The organism is Cytophagales bacterium (genome assembly GCA_033344775.1).
Classification (GTDB): domain Bacteria; phylum Bacteroidota; class Bacteroidia; order Cytophagales; family Cyclobacteriaceae; genus JAWPMT01.
Genome location: JAWPMT010000004.1, coordinates 312,412 through 327,198, shown reverse-complemented (window position 1 = coordinate 327,198; position 14,787 = coordinate 312,412). Strand labels below are relative to the sequence as shown.

Genomic DNA, 14,787 nt, shown 5'->3' with positions numbered 1-14,787 from the left:
CCTTCAAAATTGAAAATAAATAAACTCCTTAGGAATGTAACCATACCAATTGATCAGAAAAGCGATAAGTAGATAAGCACCCCACCGTAAAAGTGTGGATTGTTGACCTTTATCAAATTCAAGGGTATGCTGTTTATTACGTTGAAGCCATTCTACCACAAAGAAGGCAGTTAGGAGACCTAACACTTCAGTTTCAGGAAGCTGAGGAATGTCTAGGAGCGAACTAGAAAATATACCCTGGAAGTAAAGCAGAGCGCTTTTGAGATCGGGTGACCGGAAGAAAACCAACGAAATAGCTACAGCCAAAAAAACGTTGATCATACCAAGAACATTACTCAAGGCAGTTTGTTGAATAATTTTTGGAGTAAAACGACTTATCGTTTTGTACAGGAACATACTGGGAAAGAAGTAAAGCGCGTTGAGTACTCCCCATATGACATAAGTCCACTGAGCACCATGCCATAGCCCCATGATGGAAAAGGTCGCTACCGTGTTAAAAAATTGCCTCCACTTCCCTTTCCTGTTTCCACCCAGTGGTATGTAAATGTAGTCACGACACCAGGTAGTAAGTGAAATGTGCCAACGTTGCCAGAACTCCGTAATCTGTGTAGCAAAAAAGGGAAAGGCAAAATTTCTAGTCAGAGAAAATCCGAATAATTTGCCCGTACCAATGGCGATATCTGAATAGCCTGAAAAGTCTCCATAGACTTGTATAAAGAAAAAACAACTGGCCAACAGGAGCGTGCTCCCCGAATAATCAGCATAGTTGTCAAAAACCTGATTAACAAAGACTGCACAATTATCGGCAATCACCATTTTCTTGAATAGACCCCAAAGGATTTGCCGCAACCCATCGACTGCCTGGCTTTCTGTAAACTTACGTTTTTTATAAAACTGGGGAAGCAGGTTGGTTGCGCGCTCGATAGGGCCAGCTACTAATTGTGGAAAGAAACTTACAAAAGCGGAGAAAGCAATGAGGTCTTTTGTCGGCGTTATTTTACCTCTGTAAATATCGATGGTATAACTCATCGTCTGGAAGGTATAGAAACTGATGCCTACAGGTAAAACAATATCCAAACCGCTCCAGCCGATGGCGTAGCCAAAGAAGGTAAAGGTGTCAGTAAAGCTCTCAATAAAGAAATTACTGTATTTGAAAAAAAACAAGAGTCCCAGGTTTACCCCAATACTGGTCCATAGGAGTGTCTTGCGCTTTTTAGAAGAGGAAACAGTGTAAAGGCTTCTTCCTACCCAAAAGTCAACTAACGTGCTGATAGCAATTAAGGCAAGGAAACGTTCGTCCCACCAACCATAAAAGACATAGCTGGCAGCAAGAATAAATAAATTCTGGATGCGTATGTCCTTCCTGGACAGTAGCCAGTAACCCATGAAAACCAGGGGCAAAAAAATCGCAAAATCGAAGGAGTCAAAGAGCATGCTTAAAGTTGATAAAAGGGGTTTGGTTTTACTTTCATCATGTTATTGCAAAATTGGATATCCTCTTCGCTGAGTTCTTCTTTATATCCCCCAACATGACCTTTTCGCACTTTGAAAGAATTCGGGTTTTGCGGATTTCCCGGAGAAAGTGCGTAGGCATAGGTTCGTTTTATATCTCCAGTTTCTTCCATTTTTCTCATATTTTGAAAGGAACTGTCGGCAATAGCTTCGTGTAATTTTTGATCAGATACTTGCCAGTCCAAAAGTCGTAGAATTTTGCGCATTTCTCCGATCGTATCTGCTCTCAAAGCCTCATAGGTAATCAGGATACTCTGATCTACCAAAGATTGGTTTTCGTAACATATTTGATGGAACCTAAGTACCTTCTCAATACCAAAACGTGGGTGTCTTACGAATTGGGCAAGCTCCTTATCGAAGATTTTATCACGGTGCAATGCATCGTAATACGCGGAAACTACCGTATCCCTGGGATCTCGTAAAAGAAAGATAACCTTGCGATCTCTTAGTTTGGTGTTGAAGGTCATATCCTTAAAATGCTTCCCTTTTTTAGGGACAGCATCCCCATGTACATAGGCAATGGACACCTCCTTTTCATTGAGTGTGTCCAATATCAACCTTAACCAGGTTCTACCTGATTTCGGATAAGAGTAGACATATATTTCCTTCTCATTTGCGGTTTTCCGAAGTGCTTTCCGCAAGCGTCTCAGCAGGTAAAAGCCCTTGTATTTAAATCTTCGAATACTCGCTTTCAAGGGGAGCAGCGGAAAATTGAGAAACGATTAGTGTTCATGGGTCGGTAGACTTTGTCCGTTAAGTTCTGGTACAGGTTGCTGACCAGAGGGTGAAATTAGGAATTCTCCTCCCTCTTTTAAAGCATATGTCCTATTTACCGCAAGGCCGTCGAAGAATTGCCATTCATTTGAGCCCTGCCATTTTACCTGGACACTATCGATGTGCGTGGCTTTACCTACTCCAACTTCCAGTTGCAGAGAATTGGCTCCAAAGCTGCCCCCGGACGAAATTGTTCTATAAATATCCTTGCGCTTCCCTTCGTAACTATAAGAAATTCTAACCTGTGTCCCAATCGCACTTCTATTGGCATTAACTCCTTCCAACCTGAGATTGATCCAATTATTATCGCCCTCACCCGGATTTTGAAAAAGTGCATTTTGGAAAGTGTCTCCATAAAGCATACCACCCATTTGAGCCAGAATATCCTGATCTCCATCATTGTCAATATCGCCGATTGCAACACCATGTCCTTTTTGAATGTGACCTACTCCCTTTTCCGAAGTTACATCTGTAAAATATTCACCATAATCACTGTAAAACATACGGTTAGGATAAATGCCCATATAGTTAGGTTCTCCTGTTCCTAAATAAATATCCAGGTACCCGTCATTGTTGAAGTCGGCATAATTGGCTCCCATGGTAAAAAGTGGGAATGTCATGCCTAGTTCCTCCGCCTTATTCGTAAAGGTACCATCACCATTATTCCGGAAGATTGCCGGCCATACGGAGTTTATTTTTTCCCCATCGTACGATTTTGCTACCCTTTCCACTGAGTTGGAGTCTCTTGGTCCGTAGACCGAAACATATAAATCCTGATCTCCATCATTATCATAGTCCCAAAACCAGGAAGTAAAACTGGCATCTGTGTTAGCCACTCCGGCCTGAGCAGCGACATCTTCGAACGACAGCTGGCCCTTTTGATCAGGCCCCAGATTTTTATATAGATAGTTTTTGCCCGCCTTATTGGAAAGGAAGAGATCTGTCCAGCCATCGTTATTGTAATCAGCAGCAGCAAGGCCTTTTACAAATGTGGTAATACCCAACCCTGCTTCCTGTGAAACTTCTTTGAAAGAACCATCCTGATTGTTGAGGTAAAATTCACTGCTATAATCTCCTTTGTCCCCGCGAGTCTCGTTTCCTGCAAATAGATCTAACCAACCGTCATTGTTGAAATCGGCCCAAACCACATTAAGTGTTGGTTTAAAGCTCAGCACACCAGCCTCTACAGTAACATCACTGAATGTGCCATCTCCATTGTTTTTCAAAAGTGAATTGGGTGTAAGGCCATGATTGTGGAGCCAAGCTCCCCGTGCTACGAAAAGGTCAGTATAGCCATCGTTGTTATAATCTGCCTGAAAGAGGTTGAATCCTCCTGTCAAACCGGTTAGCCCTGCATCTTCCGTATGATTTTCAAAACCACCTTTTCCATCGTTTTTATAAAAAGTAAGTTGCGTTTGCTTCCTACCGGAAACCATCATGTCCAGATAACCATCATTATCAAAGTCTTCTAAACAAGCCCCGCCAGCCAAACTATTATGATCTACCCCCAGCATTGGAGCAATATTTCTAAAGTTGTCCAGCGAGTCAAGATCTTCAAATGCTTTTGGGTTGATGAGCCATTGTTGCGGTACGTTTTCGGGGTATTCTCCAAGCGTTTGGTAAGCAAGATTCATCAACCAACGATACCGATAGTTATCCGGATACAAGGAAAGCAGGAAGTGATAGATTTCCAGCGCTTTCAATGTAGGTGCTTTTAATTCATAAATTCCGGTGCCCTGTATGGGCATTACACAAGACGCGCCATTATGATCGAGTATGCAGTTTTGTTCTTCGCCTTGCCTCAGGTAGCTCATCGCCATCCACTCATTGATTTTTCTCATCAATTGTGCATCGCTGGATTCAGTATTCCAGTTCAGATGAGATATTTCTGAAAGTGTGTTGACGGCTTTTTCAGTATTACCAGCCTGGAGATTATAGACGCCAGTCAGCATTTTGCTGGCCTTAGATTCGTAAAAGAAATTAGCTAACTGCCGTTTCCATGATGGACTTTTTCTGATGACTTCCTGTTCTGCTACCCAGGCGTTGATCATTGCCAGTAGCTCCACCATAGGTTGTGTTCCGGCGGCTAGTTCATAGTCCAGCACCCAAGTCATTGGCTTTGGGGTTGCTTTTTCGGGCAACACAGCTACAAGTGCCGGGATCAATAGTGTTAGGCAAAGAAAGATGTACTTAGGCTTAATACGGGAGACCATTCCAATGGAAATTTATTCAAAGATAGAAGCTTAAAACAATTGGGTTTATCAATTATCTTCGTCCCCATTTAGAACTGATTTGCTTTATCAGCCGTCACTGTCAGTAATTTGAAAATCCGACCCACGACTTTGAAATTCTTGCTAATTGGCCTATACATTGGTGTTTTAGCTTATTTTTTCTGGACATCTTCCCGCTATCCGGCGTTGAATGAAAAGGCCATTATGGAAGGAGCAACATCAACATTAGGTATCGGATTTGATGAAGTATTCCTCATAGATGCCGATATGGTTTGGTATGAAGAAATCTGGTTCAATACCCTGAACTGGATGTATACCAATAAGCAAGGGATGACCTTCGGGGTACTTTTTGCCACAGGGCTGATGATGGTATTTTCCTTAATTAGGAACAAGACACTTGAAAACCAATTTCTACAGGCAGGTTTTGGTATGTTGTTGGGAGCTCCCTTGGGGGTTTGTGTGAATTGTGCAGCCCCAATTGCACAAGGCATGAGGAAAGGCGGTGCCAGCGTAGCAACTTCCCTTGCGACTATGGTGAGTTCTCCTACATTGAATGTAGTCGTGTTGAGTATGCTGTTTTCCCTGTTTCCATGGTATATGGTAGCGGTAAGACTGTTTTTAACCATCGTCTTTATTCTACTGCTGATCCCTTTGATTGGGAAATATGTTGGCAGTAGTGTAGTAGTAAAACATTCGGACTTGTCTAAATTGGACGTTAATCAAACCTCCACCGCTTTACCCTTTTTTGACGACATTATTCCAAAATATGGCGAAGGCTTTTGGGGAACGGTATACTGGTTTGTGGTGAAGTGGTTGAAGAGCTTTTGGTATATCCTCAAAATGACGGTTCCATTAATGTTACTGGCAGGTCTTCTGGAAAGGAGAGAGGCAGGAGAGCTCACTCCGTGCTCCTGCCACTTTTCCTGAAGGCCGCCTGGGTACACGGGGCTCCTAGGCTCTGCCCAGGCCTGGGCATAAAGCTTCTCCTGTGACAGAAGCTGGAGACCTGGAGGGCACACCCAACACGCCTGCCCCACCTGGCTGGCATGCTTTCAACAGGAGAAAAAAAAAAAAAAAAAAAACACACACACACACACACACACACACACACACATAACAAAAAAAAAAAAAAACACCCCGCCTGTCTTTTTTTTACAACAAAGGGGAACAGCATTTTATAAAGAAGGACTTACATGACATGGGGGGGAAGCCGCTGCACAGTGCCCGCGCGCGCGCGCGCGCGCGCGCGGGCTCTGGGCGCGCTGTTCCAGTGGGCCTGCCCCGCCTGGCAACAGAGACAGCACTGGGAGTGGCAAGCACCCCCCCCCCCCCTGCGCGCGGGCGCGCGGGCGGGGCGGGCGCGGGGCGCTCATCAGCGGGCGGGCGCGCGCGCGCGCGCGGGGAAGAAAGATCCAAACAAAGCCGCCCCACCCTCCACCCTGTGGTGTCCCCAAAAAACAGTAAAAATTTATAATCATCGAATATGTGTGTGTGTGTGTGTGTGAGAGAGAGAACAAACAACACACAGACAGAGAGCGCGCGCGGGAAAACAACAGACAGACGCGCGCGCGCGCGCGCGCGCGCGCGCGCGCGCGCGCGCGCGCGCGCGCGCGCGCGCGCGCGCGCGCGCGCGCGCGCGCGCGCGCGCGCGCGCGCGCGCGCGCGCGCGCGCGCGCGCGCGCGCGCGCGCGCGCGCGCGGGCGCGCGCGGGGGCTCATATAAATATAAATAACAAAAACAAACAACACACACACACACAGACAGACAGCTATAATGAATATCATGTCAATGCAAGCACAAACATTCTACTAAGCACTGTAAATTTTGAAGGAGCTATTCCCCGTCAACTTCCAAATATTGATGGAGCCTGGCTCACCAGACCTATCGCATTTGCTGACTTTGACCGGGATGGTGATCTGGATATACTTTTTGGAAACTATACCTCAGCCAATTATAACCAGATCAGGAATGGACGTTTCGAATTTCCGGAAACCTCCAGAAATGCCCTATTGATCAATGAAAGTGGAATTTATAACCTAACCCAATTGCCTACGAGTATTGTGGGCGAAACCCTTACCCTACTTTGGTCGGACCTTGATAATGATGGTTGGGTAGATTTGATAGAAACGAATGATTTTGCTCCACCAGATGTATTCTACATGAACAATAAAGGTGTTTACGATCACCCTGTAAGCAATACTGAAAAGAAGTTTGAGACCTCTACCAAAACGACCATGTCAGTCATTTCGGCAGATCTGGACAATGATCTGTCCCCTGAGATCTATATTGGTGAAATTGCTTTGATGGGGCTGGCATCAGATGAATTTCTGGAAGTTGATAAGGATGCCATACAAATCTGTGCGGAACTTGCAAGTGAAACCGATCGGCAAGCATGCCTCAATTATCTAAAGCTATTGACCATGGATAGAGCCATGAAATGGCAAAGAAAGGCACAGGAAATTGAGAGTCGGTCGAATATGGAGTTTCTCGTCTTTTTAAATAATATGAGAAGGAATAATCTTACTTGCGATGATATCCCAAAAGAATGGAGTTTTCTGAAGAGGCATTGCGAACGTGTTTTTAACAGTGATTATAACACGCCGGAAAAAGCAGACATCAAAGAGGCAATTCCTTCACCCGGATTAGGTGAAAATGTGTTACTGGTGAATGACGGCAACAATCGATATCAGAACAAGGCTTCGGATTGGGGAATTGCGACAGGAGGCTATACCTGGAATGCCAAATTTGCGGATTTGAATGCGGATGAGTATCAGGACCTTTACATCGTGAATGGCAGTCATGTCCATCGTACTCGACAAAGTAACTTCTTCTATATTAATGAAGGGGGCAATCGTTTTCAAAATCAAATAAGCGAATATGAAGCTTTGAATTCGTTTCTCGCGACTCAAACGTATACTTATACTGACATAGACAATGATGGTGATCAGGATATTATAACGCTACCGGTAATTGGCCCCGCACAAGCACATTTCAATGAGATGAAAAAGGGAAATGTCATTGCTTTTGAACTTCGTGATCAAATGGGGAATAGGTATGGCATTGGCAGCAAAATCACGATCCATTATGGAGATAGTAGTGATCGACATCAGGTCAGAGAACTATTGGCCAGTGGAGGGCATCTTTCTTATGATCCTTACATTGCTTACTTTGGTTTGGGCAACTACAAAGAAGTTAAGAAAGTCACCATTCAGTGGTCCACAGGCGAAGAAACGCAAATGACCGGACCATTCCATTCGGGTGCCAGGTACGAGGTGAGGAGAAGTGATGAATTATTAAACTAAATTCTCAAATCCGTGAAAAATCTGGGTTTTAAACCACTTGTGCATGTATCCTGATGTCATTTACATTGGAGCTCCCAGAGCTGGTTCCACCTGGATTTGGGAAAACTTATCTCAACATCCTGACACCTGGACACTCCCCTATAAGTCGGTGGAATATCTTAATGATAAAGCAAGTCTCAGGCGCAGAAAAAATTTTAAAATAAACAAAGAAGAAATTTTCAAAAGCAAGAGCCTCAAATCACATCTTTGGGATCTGCACTATTTCTTTTATCCATTCACAAACGATCACTGGTATCAACGCTTATTCAAATCAGGTACTGATAAAATTAAAATAGACATAGCACCTTCCTGTATCAGGCGGTCGCCAGAAAGAATTATATCCATTCACAATCGCATGCCTAACGCCAGGTTATTACTTGCACTACGCAACCCTGTTGAGCGAACCTGGTCTCATGCCATGCAGCACTTTATCAGAAACAAGAAGCGGAAATTAGAGGATATCAGCCATGATGAATTGATGATCTTTTTTGAGCAACCCAATCAGTACAAGAATGGATGCTATGCCGAGATACTCGAAAGGTGGGAAAGCACTTATCCTTCAGATCAGATTTATGTGTACTTTTTTGAAGATATTTTGACAAGACCGGATTGGTTACTTCAGGAGATTTGTGCCTTCCTGGGGCTTGAGCATAAACCAGAATACTTTGACCATACACTCCGAAAAGCTGGAAATTACACAGGTGTTAGAGAGATTTCGGAGGACGTTGAAAGCTATTTGTATAAAAAGTTTGAAGAACCTATTCGTACAGCGCAGCAACGTTTTAAAGGTTATACAGATCAATGGCTAATCAACTTGGAGAACCGAACAAAATAGCTTGTTGAATGTGTGGAATAATTGCCCAAATGAATGTTGCCCAACCTGTAAATCAGATGGAGTTTAATGCCGCACGTGACCTGATGTTTCATCGTGGACCTGATGGGGCGGGTAGTGATTTTTTGGACGATGGTCGTGTCGCATTAGGGCACCGAAGGTTGTCGATCATTGACTTGACAGCCGCTGGAAAACAGCCCATGTCAAATGAAGCTCAATCGATTTGGCTCACTTTCAATGGGGAGATTTATAATTACAGGAGCCTAAGAAGACTACTTGAAGCCAAAGGGCATCAGTTTTCTTCTAACACAGACTCTGAAGTGCTCATACATGGATATGCAGAGTGGGGAGTAGATTTGGTCGACCAACTGAAAGGCATGTTTGCATTTGCGATTTGGGATGATATAAAAAAAGTAATGTTCATTGGCCGTGATCATTTTGGAGTAAAACCAGTGTGTTTTTATCACGATGACACCACCTTTATCGTTGCCTCCGAACTGAAGGCCATTACAGCACTATCAACAGTACGACCTGAGCTTGATTTCAGATCGGTAGCCGACTTTTTCACTCTGCGTTACATCCCTTCTCCACAGAGCATTTGGAAAAATGTAAAAAAGCTGAAGCCAGGCCATTGCATGTCATTTGATGTCGACGGTAAACTTAAAGAGTGGTGTTATTGGAAACCTCAATTTCAGAGAAATAGCATAGCGCCAAAACACGCAAAAGAGCACTTGCATGACCTGCTTAGTACCTCGATTCAAGAAAATTTTATTTCAGATGCGCCTGTAGGTCTGCTACTGAGCGGAGGCATCGATTCAGCTACAATAGCCGCTTATGCAACAAAGCAAAAGCAGAATCTAAGCACGTACTGCCTTGGTTTTGAGGGTTGGGAGGGTAGCGAACATTTAGATGCTCGTGTAGTTGCGGATTCACTGAATACAGTACACCATGAATTGATGGTGAAAGATGAGTTTTCTGATTTGGTGGACAAGCTCACTTATTTTTTTGACGAGCCACTCGGCGGCACCGCTTTTTTGCCAACCTATCTTGTTTCCAAACTCGCTAGTGAAAATGTGAAAGTAGTGCTAGGGGGGCATGGTGGCGATGAAGTATTTGCAGGCTATGCCTGGCATAGCCGTATGTATCAACAATGGAATTGGAGTTTGAGAGGTAAATTGAGGCGATTGAGTCTGGGTAATCAGGGTTATTTAGTCGAAGCTACGTTTCAAGCCCGGTCATGGACTAAATGGCGGTACAGCCAACTCAAAAAACTCGTCAGTGATGAAATTTATGCCGAATTCGATGACCGTGACTATCATGTTCATTTTGATCCGTTTTTTATGAAGGGTTTTGGTCCGATAAAAAATGCACAATCACTCGACCTTTCTTTATTTCTACCAGAACTCAATCTGAGTTTTTATGATAAGGCCAGTATGGCAAATTCCATTGAAGGAAGGGTGCCATTACTTGACCATAAATTGGTGGAATTTGTTTTATCACTACACGAAAGTACTTACTTCAAAAGGAGCCATAACAAGTACCTTTTGAAAGAACTCTTAGCGGGTCATGTTCCTGAAAGTATTCTGAATAAACCTAAAAAGGGATTTGGTTTTAAGATTAAGCGATTCATATCACTGAGTCAAATGGAGTCAGAAATCAGGGACTCAAGATGCTATGCCGAATCAAGGATATTCCGGAAAAAATTTCTAGAAGAATTGTTTCAAGTGGGACATATGAATGGAATTTGGGCTGTTTTTCTTTTTTGCAAATGGTACGATAGATGGTGCTGATTAGTACAATAAAATTAAATATAAGTGTTTCAATTTTGGGTGGATATGTGCACCAAACTTACCAATGCTTTACATGTATCTGTTGTTTAATACCCAAATAAGCTCAAATCCAGCCCTATCTCCTGACTAAGCTCTTGATTACAGACCTTGTATCGATCCGCGACCCACTGGTTGATTTCAATTTCCATCTTCCGTTTCCTTAGTTCGTCAAGCCGAGGAGGAATGAAGAATGCGGCAGCCTTTGCCATCAGAGATACAGCTTTGCCCATATACCTGTTATTTAGTGAAGAGTAGTTGTTTAAAGAGTTACTCCACAAAAAGTGATTGGCAACCCTAAAGTGGTAGTTGATGAAATGATTAGAGGTTTTATTGATCTTTTCATCAAGATTAATTTGATCAAAGGCTAGTTTTCTGCCTACAAATTGGCCTATTTCAGATAGAAACTCATTTGAGTTCGTCTCAAGTAGTTCAAGAGGAATGACCTTTACATTGTGCTTCCCAAAAAGTTTGCTGTAGTGTCTGGTCAGCGGTAAATAGTTAATGTGATTAGGAGAGAAGTGAGGTCTCTTACCATCATATCGGCTGTTCAGGTATCGCTTTAGACTCATCGTTCCACCACGAGATAGATATAGAAAATAGATTGAAAGAATAATACTTCTTTGATCACGAATTGTGATTAACACTTTCCCATTTGGAAAGGTCGACCTTAACCTGGAGGCGACTTGAGCAGCGTCAAACCCTGCCGCATGGGCATTCCCTGCAAGTCGTTCATTCGAAAGCACAGGTATTTTTCCTTCAGGAATAGGGTTATTATCTAGATGCCATTTTAAGCTATCCTTGATATTCTTTAGATTTTCATCAAATGGAGAAAGTAAATTACCCTCAGGGTCTTTAAAAAAGTGCCTGGCCAGATTACTTGCTCCCGAATCTCGCTCATTTATAGGCTCGAATACCTTGTCACCTCGCTTAAAGAGTGTTTTTTGAAGCCAGGTTGAGCCTGTTTTTTGATATCCGATGTGAATAAGAACTTTATCCAAGATGCTTGAAATTAATCAAATGATGTGGAAACAGTCAACCTATCTTCTTCCTGTAAATAAGATATCTGGCACTTAGGATTATATACTTCGATTCTATCTTCTATGAAGAAGGCTATTACGATGGAGAGTAGCTAGAATATGTTACGATATTGCTCAGCAATATGCTCCCAGCTGTAGTTTTCTATTGCTACGGTTTCCAAACGTTTTCCTAATCCTGACAAGTCATGTTTTTCAAGTTCATTTAACTGAGAAACAAGGTCAGCCTTATCAGAAAAATAAAGACCTTTCGAATGCATGGTTACCCGGTTAAAGGATACATCTTTGGCAATAACCGGAACTCCAGATCTCATTGCCTCTACAAGTGAAGGATTGGTACCACCAGCCGAGTGCCCATGAATATATACTTTACACTTCTTCCTCAGCGCTTCGACTTTGGATGCATCATAGATCGGGTGTCTTAAATCAATGTTAGGAATCAATTTGTACTTCTCAAATAGGTCTTTACTGTAACCATTGTGTAGCCAGTTACCCACGAAAATAAGGTTGAGGTTAATACTTTCTTTGAAAGTATCGAGTATAGTTTTCACATTGTTTTCAGGTACAATTCGACAGAGCGCCATGGCATACTCTTCTCTGGGTATCAAGCCACTTGTAAAGTGCTTTTGATATCCTTCGTTGTTAGTTTCTGATCCATAAGTGATCAGTTGATATTGTCTCTTGGGATACTCAGCTAATACCATATCCCTAAGCGCCAGGTTATCGAGTATAATTTCATCCGCGTGCTTAATAGCAATACGCTCAGATAGTTTGAGGAACTTCCTGGCGAATGGTCGCCACTTATCTCTTCTCCATTCAAGTCCATCGATATGTACAATTGTTTTGACTTTAAATAAACTCAAGATGGGCAGTATTACCATGCCAGTAACACCGAGAATCAATAGTGTGTCATGCTTTCTGATCGCATGGAAACATGACCAAATGTCATAAAATATTCCCTGAAACCCATTTGCTTTTAGAGGAATATAGTGCAGTTCGGCTTTGTTATGATACTTGGGTTTAGCATTCGATGAATATGAACTACAATAAACGGTCATACTAAAACAAACTGCCAAATGTTTTGCAAGACAATCGGCAAGTGTTTCAAATCCTCCATAACTGGAAGGAATACCAACTGCACCAATTATAGCTACGCGCTTACGTTTTGACTTCTGTTTCAAGCCGTGAGATTTGAACTTGGGCAATATGTTACTTAGTTGGTAAATAAACTATCAATCAAGCGCAAATAAACACCCTTCATTCTGAGCAGAAGTAGAAACCGCTATTAAAGTTGAGTGAGAAGCTGGTTAATGTAATGCGATTTAGACCCTGTTCTAAAAGAAGTTCATGAATATTTATATTTCGCTGTATTAAAGAAGTAAGTGTTATAAAATCGACATACTACCCAATAAGATATGGAACCAATTTGAATGGATAATTCCAGAAGTATCTCGTATGATAATTCTCGTTTTGGGGTACCGATTTCTTTATTAAAGATAGAAATAAGAGATAATTAACTGATATTCAATGCTTTAAGAATGGAAGGGTGCTCTTTTTTAGATGGAATTCTGGGGTACCGATATGGGCACTAATGGAACGAGAACTAATGAAAATAATGAAAGTTCAGAGAGGGGGATAAAAAAAGCCTTGAAAATCAAGGCTTTATGAATTTTTGAAGATTTTGAATCTTGAAAAGTGCACTCGGAAGGATTCGAACAAGATTTACAAATTACTGATATTCAGTTATATAGTCAACTAAAATAGACTATAATAACCGAAGTGATAACCGCGAATTATAGCGCATTTTGTTGCTTTTTGATATTGCTGATTTCGTATGTAACAACCCACTTTTTACTGAGTACCTATCAATCAAGTCCACCGGTTTTTATCTGATTCCCATCGTAGCAAATGGTGTTTCTACCGAAAAGCCTTACTACCCAAGTTGACCGGGACTACTTTGCTATCATTCACAAACGGGTGTAGGGGAGTGGCTAAATTATTAGGTCGCTTCCAGACACTACTATTGTGTCAAAGGCAAGATGATGGGGGCTCAAATTGGGCTCTCTTAATCCTATTTAAAGTCAACCATATGGATCTTAAAGATTTAAAATTTAGGCCTCTTGAGAAATTCACGCAAGCTATTGTCTTCAACCAGAAGGGAATCGTCATAGAATCAGATGATAGTTTGGTGGCTATTGATAGATCTACCTACAATGTTTTCGAAGATTCTATGTTTTGTGGCATGGAAGATTTGTTCGCGGAACTAAAAGAAGAGGAAGAATTAGCGTTCGACTGCCTGGTGACTGAAGTATCAGATCGTACATCATATTATGATTTTATTATCAAGCGATTACCCGGAGAAGGAGTTCGATATGGTTGGCTGATTTACGATCATGCTAAACAGTATGAAAAGCTTTTCACCCTTCAGCAAGAAAGAAATGAAGCCCAGATCGAATTGAAGCGCCATCAAAGAGAGGCCAAAAGCAAAAATCTTTGATATGCTACCATTGGTCGAATCATTTAACACGTTAGACGGTTTTTGAGTTTCTCCCAGTGAAAGTGCAATAATTTCGAGTCATGACTTCTGGTGATTATACACCACAATCACAGAGTTAATACACCTAACACGAGCCACTCCTCCAGTCAAATAAAATCGATCTTTTCATTTAATCGCCAAAAATGAGAACGCTACTTAGTACCCTTATAACTGTCATATCGATCAGTTGTCTTGGACAATTACCCGAACTGCCTGATTTCTACATTGAAAAATGTGGTGTATTGAAGGTAGAAGGTGAAGTTAAACTGAATGAATCCTATCTGTATCGTTGGCGTCTTCCCAATGATGAACTTATCTATGGGGAGACCATTCATCATTGTTTTGAAGACACTGACAAACAAGAACTTTTGCTGGAATGGGTACATTTCAGTGATCAGGAAACAATTTTAGGGCGAAAGCCGGTGACAGTAATACTTCCTAGACTATTTGAGTTAGGAAGGAGTATTTATCAACAAGAAGGGCGGTATATCATGGCAAGCCCACAATTCATTTATAAAGATGAACCTGACAGTGTTTCTTATACCTGGTCTACAGGAGATGGGCAATACATAGAAGGCAAAGCATTTAACCACAACTATCAACAAGCTGGTAGCTATACAGTGCAAGTTGTAGCAAAAATCAAATATCAGGATCGGGTGATCATGCTGTCATCTAAATCAGATATTAAGGTTGATTAG

At 42.1% G+C, this 14,787-nt stretch carries 11 protein-coding genes; 6 read left to right on the top strand and 5 right to left on the bottom strand.

All coding sequences use genetic code 11. The annotated features are described in order from the left end of the window. Positions 1-3 precede the first annotated feature (3 nt). The 3 genes from R8G66_10300 to R8G66_10290 form a co-directional block, all read right to left on the bottom strand. Positions 4-1,434, bottom strand: coding sequence for an MBOAT family O-acyltransferase (locus R8G66_10300; GenBank protein MDW3192749.1), 1,431 nt, complete (start codon positions 1,432-1,434; stop codon positions 4-6). A 2-nt stretch (positions 1,435-1,436) separates the two neighbouring features. Continuing rightward, positions 1,437-2,153, bottom strand: a complete 717-nt coding sequence (locus R8G66_10295) for a sulfotransferase domain-containing protein (protein ID MDW3192748.1) — start codon at positions 2,151-2,153, stop codon at positions 1,437-1,439. A gap of 81 nt (positions 2,154-2,234) precedes the next feature. Further along, on the bottom strand, positions 2,235-4,499 hold the full coding sequence (locus tag R8G66_10290) for a CRTAC1 family protein (GenBank protein MDW3192747.1): 2,265 nt from the start codon (positions 4,497-4,499) through the stop codon (positions 2,235-2,237). A 129-nt stretch (positions 4,500-4,628) separates the two neighbouring features. On the opposite strand from R8G66_10290, the gene R8G66_10285 reads away from it, so the two are divergent. The 4 genes from R8G66_10285 (at position 4,629) to asnB (ending at position 10,480) form a co-directional block, all read left to right on the top strand. Continuing rightward, complete coding sequence (locus R8G66_10285) at positions 4,629-5,444, top strand: permease (protein ID MDW3192746.1); 816 nt, start codon at positions 4,629-4,631, stop codon at positions 5,442-5,444. Positions 5,445-6,562: 1,118 nt separating this feature from the next. Beyond that, positions 6,563-7,819, top strand: a complete 1,257-nt coding sequence (locus R8G66_10280; GenBank protein ID MDW3192745.1) for a CRTAC1 family protein — start codon at positions 6,563-6,565, stop codon at positions 7,817-7,819. A 43-nt stretch (positions 7,820-7,862) separates the two neighbouring features. Next, complete coding sequence (locus tag R8G66_10275) at positions 7,863-8,693, top strand: sulfotransferase (protein MDW3192744.1); 831 nt, start codon at positions 7,863-7,865, stop codon at positions 8,691-8,693. 8 nt (positions 8,694-8,701) lie between these two features. Then, entirely contained in the window at positions 8,702-10,480 is a 1,779-nt protein-coding gene (asnB, locus tag R8G66_10270; GenBank protein ID MDW3192743.1) for an asparagine synthase (glutamine-hydrolyzing), read from the top strand. 86 nt (positions 10,481-10,566) lie between these two features. On the opposite strand, the gene R8G66_10265 is transcribed toward asnB, so the two are convergent. Further along, positions 10,567-11,517: a sulfotransferase domain-containing protein gene (locus R8G66_10265; protein MDW3192742.1), complete on the bottom strand. Its 951-nt coding sequence runs from the start codon at positions 11,515-11,517 to the stop codon at positions 10,567-10,569. A 131-nt stretch (positions 11,518-11,648) separates the two neighbouring features. Then, positions 11,649-12,734, bottom strand: a complete 1,086-nt coding sequence (locus R8G66_10260; protein ID MDW3192741.1) for a DUF1972 domain-containing protein — start codon at positions 12,732-12,734, stop codon at positions 11,649-11,651. 806 nt (positions 12,735-13,540) lie between these two features. On the opposite strand from R8G66_10260, the gene R8G66_10255 reads away from it, so the two are divergent. Further along, positions 13,541-14,050 carry a hypothetical protein gene (locus tag R8G66_10255; protein ID MDW3192740.1) on the top strand — a complete coding sequence of 170 codons (510 nt, stop codon included), beginning with the start codon at positions 13,541-13,543 and terminating at the stop codon, positions 14,048-14,050. 182 nt (positions 14,051-14,232) lie between these two features. Beyond that, a complete protein-coding gene (locus tag R8G66_10250; protein MDW3192739.1) occupies positions 14,233-14,787 on the top strand; it encodes a PKD domain-containing protein in 555 nt (184 codons plus the stop codon).